The organism is Montanilutibacter psychrotolerans, from assembly GCF_003719825.1.
GTDB lineage: Bacteria > Pseudomonadota > Gammaproteobacteria > Xanthomonadales > Xanthomonadaceae > Montanilutibacter > Montanilutibacter psychrotolerans.
The window spans coordinates 246,075-264,379 of record NZ_RIBS01000003.1; the positions used below are offsets into that span (position 1 = coordinate 246,075).

At 69.7% G+C, this 18,305-nt stretch carries 19 protein-coding genes, 1 other RNA gene and 1 riboswitch; of the genes, 7 read left to right on the forward strand and 13 right to left on the reverse strand.

Features of this window, described 5'->3' with window-relative positions; translation table 11 throughout:
- Positions 1 to 97: 97 nt before the first annotated feature.
- Both rnpB and rsmI read right to left on the reverse strand, forming a co-directional pair.
- Positions 98 to 451: RNase P RNA component class A (rnpB, locus tag EER27_RS07860), an RNA gene on the reverse strand.
- Between the two features lie 198 nt (positions 452 to 649).
- Positions 650 to 1,492, reverse strand: coding sequence for a 16S rRNA (cytidine(1402)-2'-O)-methyltransferase (gene rsmI / locus EER27_RS07865; protein ID WP_123087480.1), 843 nt, complete (start codon positions 1,490 to 1,492; stop codon positions 650 to 652).
- A 393-nt stretch (positions 1,493 to 1,885) separates the two neighbouring features.
- Between rsmI and EER27_RS07870 the strand changes: the two genes are divergently transcribed.
- From EER27_RS07870 to EER27_RS07900, 7 genes are all read left to right on the forward strand, one after another.
- Complete coding sequence (locus tag EER27_RS07870) at positions 1,886 to 3,307, forward strand: penicillin-binding protein activator (protein ID WP_223807226.1); 1,422 nt, start codon at positions 1,886 to 1,888, stop codon at positions 3,305 to 3,307.
- A 153-nt stretch (positions 3,308 to 3,460) separates the two neighbouring features.
- The gene (locus EER27_RS07875; protein WP_425480823.1) at positions 3,461 to 3,841 is read left to right on the forward strand and encodes a YraN family protein; all 381 of its coding nucleotides are present in this window, start codon (positions 3,461 to 3,463) and stop codon (positions 3,839 to 3,841) included.
- 229 nt (positions 3,842 to 4,070) lie between these two features.
- Positions 4,071 to 4,640 carry a metal-dependent hydrolase gene (locus tag EER27_RS07880; protein ID WP_123087483.1) on the forward strand — a complete coding sequence of 190 codons (570 nt, stop codon included), beginning with the start codon at positions 4,071 to 4,073 and terminating at the stop codon, positions 4,638 to 4,640.
- Between the two features lie 209 nt (positions 4,641 to 4,849).
- Positions 4,850 to 6,229, forward strand: a complete 1,380-nt coding sequence (locus tag EER27_RS07885; protein WP_123087484.1) for an FAD-binding oxidoreductase — start codon at positions 4,850 to 4,852, stop codon at positions 6,227 to 6,229.
- Between the two features lie 10 nt (positions 6,230 to 6,239).
- On the forward strand, positions 6,240 to 6,824 hold the full coding sequence (locus EER27_RS07890; protein ID WP_123087485.1) for a uracil-DNA glycosylase family protein: 585 nt from the start codon (positions 6,240 to 6,242) through the stop codon (positions 6,822 to 6,824).
- Between the two features lie 167 nt (positions 6,825 to 6,991).
- On the forward strand, positions 6,992 to 7,363 hold the full coding sequence (locus EER27_RS07895) for a cupin domain-containing protein (RefSeq protein WP_223807227.1): 372 nt from the start codon (positions 6,992 to 6,994) through the stop codon (positions 7,361 to 7,363).
- Between the two features lie 309 nt (positions 7,364 to 7,672).
- On the forward strand, positions 7,673 to 8,227 hold the full coding sequence (locus tag EER27_RS07900) for an RNA 2'-phosphotransferase (protein ID WP_123087487.1): 555 nt from the start codon (positions 7,673 to 7,675) through the stop codon (positions 8,225 to 8,227).
- Positions 8,228 to 8,390: 163 nt separating this feature from the next.
- Here the strand turns inward: EER27_RS07900 and thiL are convergent, their stop codons facing one another.
- The 11 genes from thiL to glyA form a co-directional block, all read right to left on the reverse strand.
- Positions 8,391 to 9,434 carry a thiamine-phosphate kinase gene (gene thiL, locus EER27_RS07905; RefSeq protein WP_123087488.1) on the reverse strand — a complete coding sequence of 348 codons (1,044 nt, stop codon included), beginning with the start codon at positions 9,432 to 9,434 and terminating at the stop codon, positions 8,391 to 8,393.
- Between the two features lie 189 nt (positions 9,435 to 9,623).
- Positions 9,624 to 10,091: a transcription antitermination factor NusB gene (gene nusB, locus EER27_RS07910; RefSeq protein WP_123087489.1), complete on the reverse strand. Its 468-nt coding sequence runs from the start codon at positions 10,089 to 10,091 to the stop codon at positions 9,624 to 9,626.
- Complete coding sequence (gene ribH / locus EER27_RS07915) at positions 10,088 to 10,585, reverse strand: 6,7-dimethyl-8-ribityllumazine synthase (protein ID WP_123087490.1); 498 nt, start codon at positions 10,583 to 10,585, stop codon at positions 10,088 to 10,090. The genes nusB and ribH overlap by 4 nt, the downstream gene beginning before the upstream one ends.
- A 111-nt stretch (positions 10,586 to 10,696) precedes the next feature.
- Positions 10,697 to 11,824 carry a 3,4-dihydroxy-2-butanone-4-phosphate synthase gene (gene ribB / locus EER27_RS07920; protein ID WP_123087491.1) on the reverse strand — a complete coding sequence of 376 codons (1,128 nt, stop codon included), beginning with the start codon at positions 11,822 to 11,824 and terminating at the stop codon, positions 10,697 to 10,699.
- Positions 11,821 to 12,429: a riboflavin synthase gene (locus EER27_RS07925; protein WP_123087492.1), complete on the reverse strand. Its 609-nt coding sequence runs from the start codon at positions 12,427 to 12,429 to the stop codon at positions 11,821 to 11,823. The genes ribB and EER27_RS07925 overlap by 4 nt, the downstream gene beginning before the upstream one ends.
- Before the next feature lie 169 nt (positions 12,430 to 12,598).
- A riboswitch (FMN riboswitch) is annotated at positions 12,599 to 12,760 on the reverse strand.
- A gap of 178 nt (positions 12,761 to 12,938) precedes the next feature.
- Entirely contained in the window at positions 12,939 to 13,745 is an 807-nt protein-coding gene (locus EER27_RS07930) for a class I SAM-dependent methyltransferase (RefSeq protein WP_123087493.1), read from the reverse strand.
- A gap of 8 nt (positions 13,746 to 13,753) precedes the next feature.
- On the reverse strand, positions 13,754 to 14,881 hold the full coding sequence (ribD, locus tag EER27_RS07935) for a bifunctional diaminohydroxyphosphoribosylaminopyrimidine deaminase/5-amino-6-(5-phosphoribosylamino)uracil reductase RibD (protein WP_123087494.1): 1,128 nt from the start codon (positions 14,879 to 14,881) through the stop codon (positions 13,754 to 13,756).
- A 6-nt stretch (positions 14,882 to 14,887) separates the two neighbouring features.
- Positions 14,888 to 15,415 carry a transcriptional regulator NrdR gene (gene nrdR, locus EER27_RS07940; protein WP_123087495.1) on the reverse strand — a complete coding sequence of 176 codons (528 nt, stop codon included), beginning with the start codon at positions 15,413 to 15,415 and terminating at the stop codon, positions 14,888 to 14,890.
- A 15-nt stretch (positions 15,416 to 15,430) separates the two neighbouring features.
- Positions 15,431 to 16,177 (reverse strand): CTP synthase C-terminal region-related (seleno)protein, encoded by a 747-nt coding sequence (locus EER27_RS07945; RefSeq protein ID WP_263316927.1) that lies wholly within the window; start codon positions 16,175 to 16,177, stop codon positions 15,431 to 15,433.
- A gap of 122 nt (positions 16,178 to 16,299) precedes the next feature.
- Positions 16,300 to 16,833, reverse strand: a complete 534-nt coding sequence (locus EER27_RS07950; protein ID WP_123087497.1) for a GNAT family N-acetyltransferase — start codon at positions 16,831 to 16,833, stop codon at positions 16,300 to 16,302.
- Positions 16,834 to 17,005: 172 nt separating this feature from the next.
- Positions 17,006 to 18,259 carry a serine hydroxymethyltransferase gene (gene glyA / locus EER27_RS07955; protein ID WP_123087498.1) on the reverse strand — a complete coding sequence of 418 codons (1,254 nt, stop codon included), beginning with the start codon at positions 18,257 to 18,259 and terminating at the stop codon, positions 17,006 to 17,008.
- Positions 18,260 to 18,305: the final 46 nt, after the last annotated feature.

Here is an 18,305-nt window from a genome sequence, read left to right on the forward strand (position 1 = left end):
CAGGCGCCATCCCGGCGCCCATGGCGGCAGCGCCACGCGCACAACCCATGGCCAAGCACCCCGCAGCCGAGGGCGACGGGGTGCTCGGTGAATCAGGTGGCGGAGCCGGCCGATAAGCCGGGTTCTGTCGTGGGCAATCATTCCTCTAGGCGCATCGTCACCGATACGCTCAAGCAACCTACCCGGAGACACCGCGGGCCGCGGCAAAGTCTCCCTATTTGGTCTTGCTCCCGGTGGGGTTTGCCGTGCCGGTCTGTTGCCAGACTCGCGGTGCGCTCTTACCGCACCGTTTCACCCTTACCACGCACGTCTTGCGACGCCGTTCGGCGGTCTGCTCTCTGTTGCACTTTCCGTCGGCTCTCGCCGCCCAGGCGTTACCTGGCACCGTGCCCTGTGGAGCCCGGACTTTCCTCGGCACCCTTGCGGATGACGCGATTGCCTGGCCGACTCCGCCACGCGCATTGTCGCACGGCGACCGGGCGCGCGGGCCGCCAACGGGCCACCGGCCACCGGCGGCCGTTGCGCGGTTCACGCGGCGCCGTCGTCGGAGAGCATCGGTTGGTCAGCGTCCGCGGGGCCGTTGTAACCCCCGCGTCGCGTCGGGCATCCCTTCGGGCCGGACTGCCGGGGCTCGCGCCACCCCGCCCCATCAATCCTCGGCGTCGCCCGCGTCCTTGCCGTACAAGGCCTTGCGCGGCGCGCCACTCAACTCGGCAGCCACCTTGGCCGCCTGCGAGGGCTTCAGGTACTCGCTCAGCTTGGCGTACAGGCGCCGACCTTCGACGATGGCCGCATCGGCGTCTTCGCCGGCTCCCTCGACGATCACGACGAACTCGCCGCGCCGCTGGTTGGGGTCGGCCTGGACCTTCGCGAGTAGGTCGCCCAGACCGCCGTCGAGCACCGTCTCGAACAACTTGGTGAGTTCGCGTGCCAGCACCGCCGGACGGTCGTTGCCGAACGCGGCCGCCATGTCGACCAGCGACTCCTCGATGCGGTGCGCCGATTCGTAGAACATCAGGGTGCGCGATTCGGCGGCGAGCTTGTGCAGGCGTTCGCGACGGGCAGAGCCCTTGGCGGGCAGGAAGCCCTCGAACACGAAGCGGTCGCTGGGCAGTCCGGCGACGCTAAGTGCCGCTACCGCGGCGCAGGCACCGGGCACCGGGCTGACCTTGATCCCGGCCGCGCGTGCCGCCCGGACCAGCCGGAAGCCCGGATCGCTGACCAGCGGCGTGCCGGCATCGGACACCAGCGCCAGCGAATCGCCGGACTGCAATCGTGCGACCAACTGCGCCGCCTGCCCGTCCTCGTTGTGCTGGTGCAGGGCAAGCAGCGGTCGCTCCAGGCCGAAATGCGACAGCATCTGGCGCGTGTGGCGGGTGTCCTCGGCGCAGATCGCCGCAACGGACTTCAAGGTGTCCAGCGCGCGCGGCGACAGGTCACCGAGGTTGCCGATCGGTGTGGCGACGATGTGGAGGGTGCCGTAGTTCTGCATCGGCGCATGGTAGGCGCCGCATGCGGGACTGTCTTCCCTTCTGCACGCAACGGGCGGAAAGCATAGTGAGGCGCCAGTGCACCTGCGTCCTTTGGCACGCTGGCATGACGCCGCACGCGAACGAGCATGGCCAGACCACCGACGATTCCTTGGTGTTTCCCGCGTCGACAAGTCGGACAGCTCCGACCTGCGCGTCGTCCATTTGGCCGCGCAGCAGTAGGCCCCGGGCGAACAGACCCAGCCTCTGGGGCGCCCCGGCCGCGCCCCGCCCGCGTGCCCCGCGGCGGGTTGCCCTGGGGATGCGCCATCAACACTGGATGCCGAATCCGCGCCGCCGGGTAGAATCGCCAGCGAGTCCCCCTTGGAACGCCGCGACGCGGCGGATGCATGCCGATGACCCTTCCGATCACCCGGCCTCGCGCTTGCCGGCCCGCTTCCAACTGGTCCGTTGCGGGCAAGTTGCTTGCACCGCTGTTGCTGGTGGCCCTGGCCAGTGGTTGCGTGACGTCCAACACCCGCCCTGGCGCCGACAGCTCGCAGGCGGCCAGCCACCCGGCCGTCAGCCAGGCGCGCGACCTCGCCCGCAACGCCGCCACGCTGGCTGGCGCCGCGCGCAAGGACAATGATCGCCAGATCGAATCACTGCTCGCCCAGCTCGACGACGCCACCCTGGCGCGCGAATCCGCTGCGATGCCTGTCGGCGATGCGCTGTACAACTACGCCGGTCGCGCGTTGCTGCACCGCGGCCTGCCGCTGCCGCGTCCGTTCGATCGCGCCGACTGGCACTTCAGCACCACCACACGCCCGGCTGCCGACGCCGATGGTTACCGCCCGCCGACGCGACTGGCCGTGCTGCTGCCGCTGTCGGGCAGCCTGGCATCGGCGGCCTCGCCGGTACGCGATGGCCTGCTTGCCGGCTATTACGGCGAAACCCGTCGTCGCCCCGAAATCGTGTTCTACGACACCTCCGGCAGCGTCGGTGGCGCGCTGGGTGCCTACGACCGGGCCGTCAGCGAGGGCAGCGACTTCGTGGTCGGTCCGCTGGGCCGCGATGAGGTCGATGCGCTGTTTGCGCGCGATAGCCTCAGCGTACCCGTGCTGGCGCTCAACCGCGGCAGCGGGCACCCCCCGTCGGGCAACGCCAGTTTCTCGTTGTCGCCCGAGGACGAAGGCATCGCCGCAGCCGAACTGCTCCTCGCCCGTGGCGCCAAGCGCGTACTGGTGATCGCCGGAAGCGACGACAGCCAGCGGCGCGCCACGGCCAGCCTGCGCGATCGCCTCGGTGAACGCGGTGCGGTGGTCACCGACGTCACCAGCGACGGCACCGCCGACTTCGCGCCGTTCGCGCAGAAGGAAGGTGGCATCGATGCGATCTTCCTCGCGGTCAAGGGCGACAGCGCGCGCGCGCTGACCCCTCGCCTCGCGCTTGCCGGCCTGGCCGGCAAGCCGCGCGTGGCGACATCGCAGCTGTTGGCCGGCACCGGCAAGGCCGACCTGGACATGGCACTGGACGGCATCGCCTTTCCGACCGAAGCCTGGAACAACCGCAGCGTGCGCAGCCTCGGCAATGCCGCAAGCGTTGCGCAGGTGCTGCCGACCGCGCGCGCCGGTGGCGCCCGCCTGTTCGCGTTCGGCCACGATGCCTGGCTGCTGACCGCCTACCTCGAGCACCTCGCGCTTGCCGCCGACGGCCGCGTCGACGGCGCCACTGGCACGCTGCGCATCGACGGCTTCGGCAACGTGTTGCGGACACCGGCCTGGTCCACCTTCAACAGCGGCGTGGTCGTGCCGCTGTCGGGCGACGGGTTGCGCTGAACCGGCACCCCATGACGGCGTGTGCTGCACCACACCACGCCGGCATCCGGGCCCGCGACGATCGCGTGCCCGCGCGTTTGTGCACTTCGCACGCTGATTGGCCGCGTCAGGACACGCCACGCCTCCCCCGGCACCGCCGCAATGGCTGAGGCGATGGACCGCCGTGGCCGCGGCGCCAGCGTTGAAGTCGCCGCTCGCGACCACCTGCGCCGCGCGGGTCTGCGCGACATCGCCAGCAACGCCAACTACCGCTTCGGCGAACTGGATCTGGTCATGCTGGACGACAGCGGACGCGGCGAGGCCACGCTGGTGTTCATCGAAGTGCGCTACCGCCGCGACCCGCGCTTTGGCGGCGGCGCCGCCTCGATCGACGCCAGCAAGCGGCGCAAGCTCGTGCACGCGGCGCAGGCATTCCTCGCCACCAACCGCCAGTACGCGAGCAGCCCCTGCCGCTTCGACGTGATCGAAGCCGACGGTGCTCCGGACGCGCCACGCCTGAACTGGCTGCGCGACGCGTTCCGGGCGGACGACTAGTCCGCCGTGTGCGAGGTGGTGCGATCCGGCGGAACCGCGGATCGACGCACGCCGGATCAACGCGTCGCTGGATCTCAGCGCTACCGTGTCGGCAACTGCGCGTCGCTTCCGGTCGCCCTCACTGCCATCTGCGAATGCCATCTGCGAGCTCGGCGCAGGCGCGCGTCGCCCTGCGCTTCGAACCGCGGCAGAATCGCCCACCCCCAACGGCCTGCGAATCCGCCCAGACATGCCCACGATCATGACCCACGCCTTCGTCCCGCTCGCCGTCGGGATGGCCTTGGGATGCCGCGCCGTTCCGCCGCGCCTGCTGATCGCCGGCGCGCTTGCGGCGGTGCTGCCCGACGCCGACGTCGTCGCGTTCAAGCTTGGCATCGCGTATGCCGCCGACTTCGGCCATCGCGGCGCCAGCCATTCGTTGCTGTTCGCATTGCTGGTCGGTGCCTTCGGTGCGTTCGCCCACCGATCGCTGGGCACCACGCGATGGCGCGCGTTGGCATGGATGGCGGCGTGCACGGCCTCGCATCCCTTGCTGGATGCGCTGACCAACGGCGGGCTCGGCGTGGCGTTGTTCTGGCCCTGGTCGGACGCACGCCTGTTCGCGCCCTGGACGCCGATCCGCGTGTCGCCAATCGGTGCCGGTTTCTTCAGTCAGCGCGGCGTGGTGGTGCTGCTGTCGGAAGCGCGTTGGGTGTGGGCACCGACGCTGGTGGTCGCCGGCCTGCTGACCGCGATGCGCATGGCTTGGCGGCGTACCCCGGCGTTCCCCGCAAGGGATTCGCAGACAGACGGGGCCTGAGGCCTTCCGCCGAAGCCAGCCCATCGAGCCCGACCAGCGCCCACCCAGTGACCGCGGCCGAAGCCGCTCCCGAGCAGCGCGCCGACCTCGCCCCCCGGCTCGGGTCATCTCCCTCGCCCCCGACGCACGGCGACGCGCGCAAACCACTACGATTCGCCCTGCCCGCGCGCCATTGCCGCCGGGATCCGCCGTCGAGCGCCGCACACCCCATGACCCTCCCCGCCACCCTTCAGCACGAACTCTCCGATCTGTTTGGCGATGGCTGGCTGATCTCGCCCAGCGAACGCGTCGCGTACGCCTTCGACAATTCGCGGCGCGAGGCGCTGCCCGATGCAGTGGCACTGCCCACCACGCGCGCGCAGGTGCAGGCACTGGTGCGCGCGTGCCGGGCGCACCGCGTTCCGGTGGTCGCGCGCGGGCGTGGCACCAACACCACCGGCGCGTCGGTGCCGGTCGATGGCGGCATCGTGGTGTCGTTCGAACGCATGGACCGCATCCTGGCCGTGCGTCCCGGCGATCGCTGCGCGGTGGTCGAACCGGGCGTGCTCAATGGCGACCTGCAGGCCGCGTTGAGGCCGCATGGCCTGTTCTGGCCGCCGGATCCCACCAGTGCCGCGTTCAGCACCGTTGGCGGAAACCTGGCGTGCAACGCCGGCGGGCCGCGCGCGGTGAAGTACGGCGCCAGCCGCGACAACGTGCTCGCCCTCACCGCCGTCACCGGCAGCGGCGAGCTCATCATCTGCGGCACCGCCACCACCAAAGGATCAACCGGCTACGACCTGCACCGCCTGCTGGTCGGCAGCGAAGGCACGCTGGCGCTGATCGTCGAGGCCAGCCTGCGCCTCACGCCGACGCCAATGGCGCGGCGCGCGTTGCGTGCGATCTACCGCGATGTGTCGAGCGCGGCACAGGCAGTCGCGCGATTGATGGCGCAGCCGGTAACGCCGTCGATGCTCGAGTTCATGGATGCCGATGCGGTGCGGTTGGCGCGCGATGTCGGCGGCGCGGACCTCCCGCACGACGCCGGTGCGTTGCTGATGATCGAAGCCGATGGCGACGAGGAACTGCTGCCGTACGCAATCGAAGCGCTGATGGCGGCGGCGGAAGGCGACGGCCTGGTGTCGCTCGACGACGCCGCCGACGACGCCGCGCGCGAAAAGCTCTGGGCCGCGCGCAAGGCGCTGTCGCCGTCGCTGCGCACGCTGGCGCCCGGCAAGATCAACGAGGACGTGGTGGTACCGGTGTCGCGCATCCCGCATCTCGTCGACGGCGTGCAGGCGCTGTCCCGCGAGTTCGCGCTCCCCATCGTGTGCTTCGGGCACGCCGGCAACGGCAACCTGCACGTCAACCTGATGTACCACCCGAACGACGTCGAACAATCCGCGCGCGCGCACGCGGCGATGGCGCGCGTGTTCGCGCTCACCCTGTCACTGGGCGGCACGTTGTCGGGTGAACATGGCATCGGCCTGGCCAAACGGGATTTCATGCCGCAGGCGGTGTCCGCGCCCACGCTGGCGTTGATGCGGCAGGTGAAGCAGGTGTTCGACCCGGACGGCATCCTCAATCCGGGCAAGCTGCTGCCGCCCTAGGCTCTGCCGCATGACGGACGCGCTCGACACCCTGCTGCACGAGATCCGCGCCTGTCGCATCTGCGCGGCCAATCTGCCACTGGGGCCACGGCCGGTGTTGAACGTCGCCGCGGGCGCGCGTCTGCTGATCGTCGGCCAGGCGCCGGGGGCCAAGGTGCACGCCAGCGGCATCCCCTGGGATGACGCCAGCGGCCGGCGCCTGCGCGCCTGGCTCCAACTCGATGACGCCACCTTCTACGACCCCACCCGCATCGCCATCGTGCCGATGGGTTTTTGCTATCCCGGAAAGGCCGGCTCCGGCGATGCCCCTCCTCGCCCGGAGTGCCGAGCCACCTGGCACCCGCGCCTGTTGCCGCTGCTGCCCGACATCGGCCTGACGCTGTTGATCGGCCAGTACGCGCAGGCGTACTTCCTGGGCGATCGGCGCAAGGCCACGCTGACCGACACCGTGCGCGCCTGGCGCGACTACCTGCCCCACCACTTGCCATTGCCACATCCCAGCCCGCGCAACGTCGCCTGGTTCAAGGCCAACCTATGGTTCGACGCCGAGGTGCTACCCATCCTGCAAGCGCGTGTGCGCGCATTGCTGGACTGAAGGCCGACGGCTTCCGAACAGACCCGATGCCGCCGTCTCCGTCCAGCGGCTGCGGCCACGCCATTGCCTTGCGCGATCGCATCCCCAAACCTGTAGGAGGCGCTTCGACTCCGACGCGTCGCATTCCGCGAATTGCCCCAACCTTTTACCCAGACCGGAGCGCCCCCGTGCCGCAAGCCATCACTCCCGTGCAACTGGCCGCATCGCTGGCCGAACTGTGGTCGCCGCGCGTGATCGGCGAACTCAACGACGCCTACGTCAAAGTGGCCAAGGTCCACGGCACGCTCGACTGGCACAGCCACGCGCACGAGGACGAACTGTTCTTCGTCCTGCAGGGCCACCTGCGCCTGGAGATGGAGGACGGCAGCGTCGAACTCGGCCCCGGCCAGATGCACGTCGTCCCCAAGGGCGTGCGCCACCGGCCGGTGGCCGAGCACGAATGCCTGCTGATGCTGATCGAGCCCAAGTCGACCCTGCACACCGGCGACACCACCACGGCCCACACCCGCTCTCTGGCGGACCAATTGCGCGCCCTCTAGCGCGCAGCGCACGGAATCGCATCGCATCGCCCCAACGATCGCGACCCCCCGCGTGTCAGCTCACGTGCGTGAGCAATCCGGACGCTTGCTGTCCCATGATGGCGCGGGCCGCCTGCTCGATGTGAGTATCGACACGTCGACCGCACGCCATGCCTCGGTTCTTTGATTACGATGCTCACGCAGTTTCCTGCCCGGCAGGATTGGCCTGGACGACCAGCGCTCATGAGCGAAAGACAACACTGGCCACGCCTTTCACGATCGAACCGCAGCCGCCTTGCGGCCAACTACTGAGACGTTAGAGCCCGCCGCATGTCCGAGTCACTGGTGTCCAAGAGCAAATTCCTGAGCCTCGTCCTGCGCCACAAGCCAGAGGAGATTGGACTTTCCCTCGATGCAGAAGGCTGGGCCGAACTGGACCAACTGATTCAACTCGCTAGCGACAAAGGGATCGCGCTCACGCGAGAGCTTGTCCTCGAGATCGTGTCCACGAGTGACAAGAAGCGCTTTGTCGTTGACCCAACGGGCGAGAGAATCCGGGCCAATCAGGGGCATTCCATCAAGGTTGACCTCGGACTGACGCCGCAGCAGCCCCCCGGCACGCTTTTTCACGGAACAGCCACCCGATTTGCCGCCTCAATCCGCGAAAGCGGGCTCCTGCCCGGCGCTCGGCAACATGTCCATCTCTCGTCGGCCGAAACAACGGCGAGGGACGTCGGTGCACGCCACGGAAGCCCAGTCGTACTGATCGTCAACGCCGTTGACATGCACCGTGACGGCCACGAGTTCTTCTTGTCGGCCAATGGCGTTTGGCTCGCGAATGCCGTTCCGCCGCGCTATTTGCGGTTCCCCGACGAGGTCGAGTAGTTCATTCGAGCCGAAGTCGCATCCGTGGCGCAGCGCGATGCTTGCCGCCATTTCGCACGGGATCATCCGCGCCGAACCGTACGATCGGGTGAGGAGGTTGGGCGCCGGTTCGGACTGTGGCGCCGGTTTCGTTCTGTCACGTGGATGGCGCAAGCCGCTCGGACTACTCGCTGCCGAAGTGCACGTAACCCGCGCGCGGCGGCGTCCAGGACGTGCCATCGCCCGCCAGCACCTGGACGTCGCTACCGGTGACGATGCGGCCGATGCGGGTGCAGAGCACGTGGGTGGCGATGGCGATCTGTTCGATGGCGTGGCGCGCCGTGGCCGGCGCGGTGAAGCACAGCTCGTAATCGTCGCCGCCGCTGGCCTGCAGGGCATGGCGGCGCGCGTCGGGGAACAGCGCACGCAGTTCGCTGGACGCTGGCAGCGCGTCGAGCTGCAACTGCGCGCCGACGCCACTGGCCGCGCAGACGTGGCCGAGATCGGCCAGCAGGCCGTCGGAGATGTCGATGGCGGCGTTCGCGGTGCCGGCCAGCGCGAGGCCGATGCCGATGCGCGGCGTCGGTCGGTCGAGGTGGAGTCGCAGTCGGGCGTAAGCGGAATGCGCCGGGTCGCGCGGATCACTGTCAGTCCAAGCGACGGACCCAGAGGCGTCGACGACTCCGGCCGGGCTCGCACGACATGCCGATCCTGCATCGTCGGACATCAGCGCCAGCGCGCCGGCCGCATCGCCCAGCGTGCCGCTGACCCAGATGTCGTCGTCGACGCAGGCCGTGGCACGGCGCAGCGCGCGGCCGGGCTCGACGAAGCCGTGCACGGTCACGCTGATCGACAACGGTCCCCGCGTGGTGTCGCCGCCGACCAGCGCCACGCGGTGCTGCGCGGCCAGGGCGAGGAAGCCGTCGAGGAAACTCTCGACCCACGCCGGATCGTCGCCCGGCAGGGACAGCGACAGCGTGCACCAGGCCGGCTCGGCGGCCATGGCGGCCAGGTCGGACAGATTGACCGCCAGGGCCTTCCAGCCGATGTCGGCCGGCGCGGTGGCATGCGGGAAATGCACGCCGACGTTTAGCGTGTCCATCGCCACCACCAGCTGGCGGCCGGCCGGCACCTGAAGCAACGCGGCGTCATCGCCGATGCCGAGCACGACGTCATCGCGCTGCAGGACGCGGGCGCGGATGCGGTCGATGAGGTCGAACTCGGGCATGGGCGGAAAACCGGTGGCCAGGCGTGAGGAGCGAACGAGGCGGGAGCGCGGCGCTACCTCATGTCAGGCAACGCGTCTCGAACCGGCGGAGCCAGTGCAACCAGCGGCTGGGCGCGGTGCACGAACGCGCCACGCGCCCTGCTCGCGCTTACGGCGCGCTTGCGCCAACGCACGCCCCGCTGCCGCGTCTCACCTGCCTCGCGGCGCCTTCACCTCGACCGAGCGCCACGCGGCGGCCGCGTGGTCGAGCACGCCGTTGATGTACGTGTGGCCGTGCTCGGCGCCGAAACGCTTGACGGTCTCGATGGCTTCGTTGATCACCACGCGGTATGGCACGTCGGGGCGCTTGAGCAGCTCGTAGGCGGCAATGCGCAGCACGGCGCGCTCGATCGGATCGACCTGTTCGATGTCGCGGTCGAGGAACGGCGCCAGCGCCACGTCGAGTTCGTCCTGGTGCTGGTCGACGCCGCGAACAAGGTCCTCGAAGTACACCAGGTCGGCGACTTCCTTGGCCTGCTCGTGGGCGAACTGGGCGATCACGTCGTTGACGCGTGCGCCGGACAGCTGCCACGCGTAGACGGCCTGCAGAGCGCGGCGACGGGCGCGCGAGCGGGCCACGGGGTCGATGCCGTCCTTGCGCTGGTACTTGCTGTTCATGCGTGTGTCTCCGCGGCGCCGGCAGCGGCCGGCAGCTGCTGCAGAAGGTGGGTCATCTCGATCACGACCAGGGCGGTTTCCTCGCCCTTGTTGCCGTGGCTGCCGCCGGCACGCGCCTGCGCGTCCTCGAAGCGGTCGACCGCCAGCACGCCGTTGGCGACCGGGATGCGGTAGTCCAGCGATACGCGCATCAGGCCGTCGGAACAACCGTCGGCCACCTGCTCGAAGTGGCGCGTGTCGCCACGCACCACGCAACCCAGCGCAACCAGCGCGGCATGCCGGCCGGCGGCGGCCAGGCGCGCGGCGGCCACCGGGATTTCCCAGGCACCGGGCACACGGATCACGTCGACCGCATCTTCTCCCACGCCGTGTTCGGCGAAGGTCTTGCGCGCACCGGCCACCAGGGTGTCGGTGATACGCGGGTTCCAGCGGCTGGCGATGATCGCGTAGCGCGCGCCGTCCGGGCTGCGCAGGTCACCTTCGATATGGGGCATGTTGGGGTCGATCCTGGGGGGCGCGCAGTTTACCCCGCCGCGGGGGCGGGGCGTCCGGGGCATTGGCGGTGGCCGTTCGGTGGCTACCCCGTGCCGTTGGTTTCACCGGCCTCAATGGCCCGTGTCGACGTACTCGACCACTTCCAGGCCGAAGCCGGCCAGGCCGATCTGTTTGCGTGGGGTGCCCAGCACGCGCAGCTTGGCCAGGCCCAGGTCGGCCAGGATCTGCCCGCCGGCGCCGTTGCGACGCCACTCGGCCAGCGCATGGCCGGCGCCGCGCGCGGTGTCGGACGGGCCGGGCTCGCCGGTCTGCGGCTGCTGGCGGATGCGGGCCAGCAACGCGTCGGGGCCGACGTTGTCGCCCAGCAACACCAGGGCACCGCGGCCCTCGCGGGCGATCGTGGCCAGCACGTCGCCCACCGCCGGCCCGAAGTCCGCGCGACGCCAATGCAGCGCGTCGGCGAGCGGGTTGTGCACGTGCACGCGCACCAGGGTCGGCGTGGCCGGATCTGGCTCGCCGCGCAGCAAGGCGAAATGCAGGGCGTGGCTGAGCCGGTCGCGGTAGCTGGTGAGCTGGAACGGGCCGTGGTCCGTCTCGATCTCGCGCGTGTCGACACGCTCGACCGTGTGCTCGGTGGCGAGGCGGTAACGGATCAGCTCCTCGATCGAGCCGATCTTGAGGCCGTGCTCGGCCGCGAACGCCTCCAACTGCGGGCGGCGCGCCATGCTGCCGTCGGGATTGAGGATCTCGACAAGCACCCCGGCCGGCTCCAGGCCCGCGAGCAGGGCCAGGTCGGCGGCGGCCTCGGTATGGCCGGCACGGTTGAGCACCCCGCCCGGCTGTGCCTGCAGCGGGAAGATGTGGCCGGGCTGGTTGAGATCGCTTGGCGCCGCGTCCGGGCGAACCGCGGTGCGCACGGTGTGCGCGCGGTCGTAGGCGCTGATGCCGGTGGTGACGCCTTCGGCGGCCTCGATGCTGACGGTGAAGTTGGTGTGGTGCTGGGAGGTGTTGTCGCGAACCATCGGCGGCAGGCCGAGCTGGCGGCAACGCTCGCGGGTCAGCGACAGGCACACCAGGCCGCGCGCGTGGGTGACCATGAAGTTGATGTCGCTGGGTTTGACCAGCTCGGCGGCCATGATCAGGTCGCCTTCGTTCTCGCGGTCCTCGTCATCGACGATCACGACCATGCGGCCGGCGCGGATTTCCTCGAGCAGTTCGGGGATGGGGGCGAAACTCATGGGGTTGCTCCTTCCTTCTGGCCCAGCAGGCGCTCGACATAACGCGCGACCAGGTCGACTTCGAGGTTCACGGCAGCGCCCACGGCGGTGTGCGCGAACGCGGTGTGGGCCACGGTGTGCGGGACGAGTGCGACCTCGAATCCACGCGCGTCGATCTCGTTGACGGTCAGGCTGACGCCGTCAACGCAGATCGAGCCCTTCTTGGCGATGTAGCGCAGCAGCGCGGCGGGCGCGTCGAAGCGCCAGCGCTGCGCGCGGGCGTCGTCGTGCACCGAGGCGACCGCGCCCAGGCCATCAACGTGGCCGCTGACGAGGTGGCCGCCGAGGCGGTCGGTGGGTCGCATCGCGCGTTCGAGGTTCAGCGTGCTGCCCAGCGGCAGCCGACCGAGCGTGGTCAGCGCCAGCGTCTCGTTGGAGGCGTCGGCCTGGAAGGAGGTCGCATCGAACTCGACCACCGTCAGGCACACGCCGTTGACGGCGATGCTCTCGCCCAGCGTAGGTTGCTCGAACGCCAGCGTGCCGACGTCGATGGTGAAGCGCATGTCGCCGCCGCGCGGCTCGCTGGCCTGGATGCGGCCGAGGCCTTCGATGATGCCGGTGAACATCAGCGCGCCTCCCGCGGGAAGCCGCTGGTCGGATCGGAGGGAATGGGCCGGGCGCTGCGTGGCCCGGTGGTGCCGGTATGGATCGTGGACATGGAACGTTTCCCGCGTGGATGGCTAGCGAAAAACGCCACAAGGCAATGGCACGCGCACGGCTACGGAGCCCTGCACGTGCCGTCTTCTTTCATCCGGACTGTAACCGTCGGCTCCGGCATCGGACCGGATCTGCTGACCCTCCGGCGTGGCCGGAGGCGCTCGCGGGCTTGTCGTCGTGGCCGATGGGGCCAGGCGACCTACCGCCGGTGGGGAATTGCACCCCGCCCTGAAGACGTCGTGTGTTTGCCGCCGAAGCAGCGCGGGGATTCTAGCACCGGGGGTGCGGGCGCTCCGGTGCGGGCAGCGGCCTGGGCGGAACGTTGCGTCCCGGGTGCGTCGTCCCGGCTGCACTCCCGATCGACGCCGGAGCGGCTCGAACGCGGGCGCGCGGGGCGTCGGGGTGTGGGCGACAGCGTCTACAAAGGCTGGGCGGACTTGCGGCGCAAGTGCAGGAACAACGGCCACTGCAACGTGCGCAGGTCCGAGCTGTCGCCCCAGGCGGCCGACAGCGCCGCCGCATGCCGCGCCACGGGGTCGTCGCCGGTCTCGTCCAGGCAGCGCGCGCTGGCCGACATGCTGGCCAGATAGCGCAGGAACTGGGCGAGGCTCCATTCGGCCTCGATCCAACGGTCCGCAGCTGCCAGGCCGGGCCCGGCGTACTCGAACGGCCATTCGTACCCGGCGTAATGCGTATCGACCTGCACGCGTTCGGGCGGCCAGTGCGGCTCGATCTGCGCACGGAACGCCGCCACCGCGTCGACCATGCCCTCGGGTGGAACGAAGTCGGCGTAGCCCCAGGCCGCGAGCACGCCGCCCGGGGCCAGCACACGTTCGCACTCGGCGAAGAAGCGAGGCCGGTCGAACCAGTGCAGCGCCTGCGCCACTGCCACCAGTCCGACGCTCGCATCGGGCAGATCAGTGCGCTCGCCGGGTTCGACCGCAAGCACCACGTTGCCGCTGCCCGTGCCCGTGCCCGACAGCAGGTGCTGCGCCCAGTGGTGGGCGAGCTGCTGCGCGCTCGGGTCGCTGGCGTGCACGTGGGCGAAGCGCGCTGCCAGTCCGTGGGTTGCCTGTCCGCTACCGCAGCCGGGCTCCCACACGTTGGCCGAACGCGGCACGCACGCGGCGATCGCATCGAACAGCGCATCCGGGTACTCGGGCCGCGCCGCGGCGTAGGCATCGGCGACGCCGGAAAAGTGGTCCTTGAAGCCGGCGGTGTGCATGGGGATGGTCAGCCTGTCGGGTCGGGCCGCAGCAACACGCGGATGTCGCCGCCCAGGTAGCGCGATTCCACGATGGTGAGCTTCATCTTCTGCGCCATCGTCTCGATGCCCAGGCCATCGAACAGCGGCCGCGCGCGCTCGCCGAGCAGCACCGGGGCGACGTACAGCAGCACTTCGTCGACCAGGCCCGCGGTGAGGAACGCGCCGGCCAGCGTCGCGCCAGCCTCGAGCTGCACCTCGTTGATCTCACGAGCGGCGAGCAGCGCCAGCACGGCATCGAGGTCGAAGCGACCGGCGTGCACGGGCACCGACGCCAGCTGCGTGGTCAGGCCGCGCGGCGGTTTGGCATCGGGGGCGTGGATGTAGAGCGTCGGCGCATCGCCCTCGCGCACACGGCCACGCGCAACAGTGGCCAGGCCCGGGTCGAGCACCACGCGCAGCGGCGGTACGAACGGCACGGCGCTGCCATCGGCGGCGGGGTCCAGGCGCACGGTCAGCGAGGGGTCGTCGGCGAGCACGGTGCCGGCGCCGGTCACGATCGCACCGGCGCGCGCACGCCAATGCTGGACATCCTGGCGCGAGGCGTCGCCGCTGATCCACTTCGACTCGCCGTTGGCGAGCGCGCTGCGGCCGTCCAGGCTGCTGGCGAGTTTGACGCGCACCCACGGCCTGCCGCGCTCGACGCGCGACAGGAACCCGCAGTTGAGCGCGCGCGCCGGTGCCTCCATGAGGCCGGATTCGACCACGATCCCCGCAGCGCGCAGGCGTTCGAAACCCTCGCCCGCCACCTTGGGGAACGGGTCGCGCATCGCCCCGACCACGCGCGCCACACCGGCCTGGACCAGTGCATCGGCGCACGGCCCGGTGCGTCCGGTGTGCGCGCAGGGTTCGAGAGTCACGTAGGCGGTCGCGCCGCGCGCGCGGTCGCCAGCCGCGCGCAGTGCCAGCACCTCGGCATGCGGTTCACCCGCGCGCTGGTGCCAGCCCTCGCCGACGACCTCATCCCCGTGCGCGATCACGCAGCCCACCATCGGGTTCGGCCGCGTCGTGTAGGCGCCGCGCGCCGCCAGGCGCAGGGCGCGCGCCATCAGGGCGTGGTCGGTGGCACTGAAGGTGAGTGGAGCGGTCTGTGACATGGCGATTCAGCGTCTGCGGGGCTTGCCGTTGCCGGCCGGTTCGCCATCCAGCAACGGCAGCTGGGCTTCACCGGCGACGGCGTTGTCGTGTTCGAGTCGGTCGAGTTCCTCGCGGAAGTCGGCAACGTCCTCGAACGCGCGGTACACCGACGCGAAACGCACGTAGGCGACGTGATCGAGCTTGCGCAGCTCGGCCATCACGAACTCGCCGACGCGCCGCGACGGCAGCTCGCGTTCGGCGGTCATGCGCAACTGGTGCACGACGGCGCGCACGGCGGCCTCGATCTGTTCTTCGGCAACCTGCCGCTTCTGCAGTGCCCGGTCGAAACCGACACGCAGCTTGCGCGCGTCGAAGGCCTCGCGACGGCCATCACCCTTGATGATCACCGGCAGCTTGAGCTCGATCGTCTCCAGCGTACTGAAGCGTTCGCCGCAGGCCTCGCAGACGCGGCGACGGCGGATCGTGGCGCCGTCGTCGGACACGCGCGAGTCGATGACGCGGGTGTCGAGGTGCTGGCAGAAGGGACAATGCATGTGGCTAGGGTGGCGTCAGCGGTCGGCCGGATCAAGCCGTACCGTTCCGGCCGACCCGGCGGGCAGGCTGTCCTGCCCTGCCGCAGCGACGAAGGCGCGCACCAGCGGGCATGGATCGCCCCGCAGCGCGGCGCGTTCGGGCTGGAACAGCGTGGCGACGAAGAACGGGTGGTCGCGCAACTCGATGGCGCGCACGTCGCCGTGCTCGTCCACCGCGCCAATGCGCAGCGCGCCGTCGGCAAACGCCGCGTCGCGGAACCCGTCTGCCAGGCCGTAGCGGCAGTGGTACCCCTCTTCGATCCATTCGGTCGCGTAAGCCTCGGCGATGCGCGATCCGGGCCGGAAGATCACCGGTTCGGCAACCTCCACCAGCGAACACGCCAGCGGCACGATCACCGCACGCGCCGCATCGGGGGCCGTCTCGGCGTGATCGGCATCGGCCCAGCCCAGCACATTGCGTGCGTACTCGACGATGGCGTGCTGGAAGCCGCCGCAGGTGCCCAGGAACGGCAATTGCCGCGTGCGCGCATGACGGATCGCAAGCAGCGCCCCGTCCATGCTGCGGTAGGGGCTGGCGGGCACGCACCAGACGCCGGCGAAACCGGCCAGGTCGTCATCGGCGCGAAGGGTGTCGGTGGCCAGCCAGCGCACGTCGAGCGTGATGCCCAGCGCCTGTGCCGACATCGCCAACGCCTGTGGAATCGCCCGATGGGCGAGGACGGCCTCGTTGAAATCCCCGACCAGCGCAATGCGAGTGGTCAACGCGTTGCTCCTTGCGACAGACAACCGGTGCCGGCGAAACCGAGAGCGGCGTCGCACGCCATCCACGCCACGCCCGGCGTCCGGGTCGAGGCCGGCGCTGTCATGGTGCTACCCATGCCGGGTCAATCCGCAAGCGGCATTCCCAGGATGTGGTCATCGTAGTCCCGGCCGCCGACATTGAACTTTCGGGCACCCAGCGTGCGGAATCCCACGTGCTGGTAGAACCCGATTGCCGCCGCATTGTGCGCGTAGACGCCAAGCAGCAGGCGCCTGGCCCCCACCGAACGTGCGTGGGCGATGCCCTCGCGCAGCAACCGCTTGCCGATGCCGCCGCCGTGGAATTTTCCCAGCAGGTAGATCCGCTTGAGTTCGAGGTCGTCGCTTGCGGCATCCGGGAGCGGCAGCTGCGAAGGCGCCACCACCGCGTAGCCGACCGGCGCGTTGCCCGGCGATGTCTCGGCCAGCCACAACGCATGGTCCGGCGCGGTCAGCCAGGTGCGATAGGTCGGGACGGAGTGCGCGCTGGCGCAATGGGACACGATGTCCCGCCCGCCGAGCAGGCCCGCGAAAGTTTCCAGGAATGTCGCCTGCCCGATGAGCGACAGCGCGTCCTCATCGCCCGGGGTGCAACGCCTTGCTTGGATGTCTGCGTCCATGTCCTTCCGCCGAAGCTGTGACCCTGCAACCGCGAGCATTGCAACCGCCGGGCGCCCGATCGCCTGCAGGTCGCTCCCGCAGGCGTTCAACGATCCGTATCGATCACCTCGGCGCCGGCATGCGGCACCGAGCTGGAACGGGCCGCCACATCGCGCGGCCCGCATCGGGTCGTCAACCGTAGACCGGGAACTGCCTGCACTGCTGGCTGACGTTCTCGCGCACGCCGCTGATGACGTTCTCGTCGGTGGGGTTGTCGAGCACGTCGCACATCCAGTTGGCCAGCGCGACGCATTCGGCCTCCTTGTACCCGCGCGTGGTCACCGCCGGGGTGCCGATGCGCAGGCCGGAGGTCACGAACGGCTTCTGCGGATCGTTGGGCACCGCATTCTTGTTGACCGTGATGTGGGCGCGGCCAAGCGCGGCTTCCGCGTCCTTGCCGGTGATTCCCTTGCCGATCATGTCGACCAGCATGAGGTGGTTTTCGGTACCGCCGGAAACGATCTTGTAGCCGCGCGATATGATCACCTGCGCCATGGCCTGCGCGTTCTTGACGACCTGCTGCTGGTACGTGGTGAACGCCGGATCCAGTGCTTCCTTGAACGCCACCGCCTTGGCCGCGATCACGTGCATCAGCGGGCCGCCCTGGATGCCCGGAAACACGATGCTCTGCAGCTTCTTGACCAGGTCATCGGACGGGTCCTTGGCCACGATGATGCCGCCGCGCGGACCGCGCAGGGTCTTGTGGGTGGTCGAGGTGACCACGTGCGCGTGCGGCAGCGGGTTGGGATAGACGCCCGCGGCGACCAGGCCGGCGACGTGCGCCATGTCGACGAACAGGAACGCACCCACCTTGTCGGCGATCGCGCGGAAGCGCGCCCAGTCGATCTTCTGCGAGTAGGCGCTGAAGCCGGCGACGACCATCTTGGGCTTGTGCTCCAAGGCGAGCTTCTCGACTTCGTCGTAGTCGATCAGGCCCTGGTCGTTGACACCGTACTGGATGGCATTGAGCAGCTTGCCGGAGATGTTGACCTTGGCGCCGTGGGTGAGGTGGCCGCCGTGCGCCAGGCTCATGCCCAGGATGGTGTCGCCCGGGTTGAGCAGGGCGAAGTACACGGCCTGGTTGGCCTGCGAGCCCGAGTGCGGCTGCACGTTGGCGTAGTCGGCGCCGAACAGTTGCTTGAGGCGGTCGATCGCCAGCGTCTCGGCCACGTCGACGTACTCGCAACCGCCGTAATAGCGCTTGCCCGGATAGCCCTCGGCGTACTTGTTGGTGAGCTGGCTGCCCTGGGCTTCCATCACCATCGGGCTGGCGTAGTTTTCCGACGCGATCAGCTCGACGTGCTCTTCCTGGCGCCGGTTTTCGTCGGCGATGGCCTTGGCCAGTTCGGGATCAAAGGCTTCGATACGGGCATCACGAGCAAACATCGCCAGGTACTCCGGGAGCGTGGGGAAGGGGCCGGAGTTTAGCGGC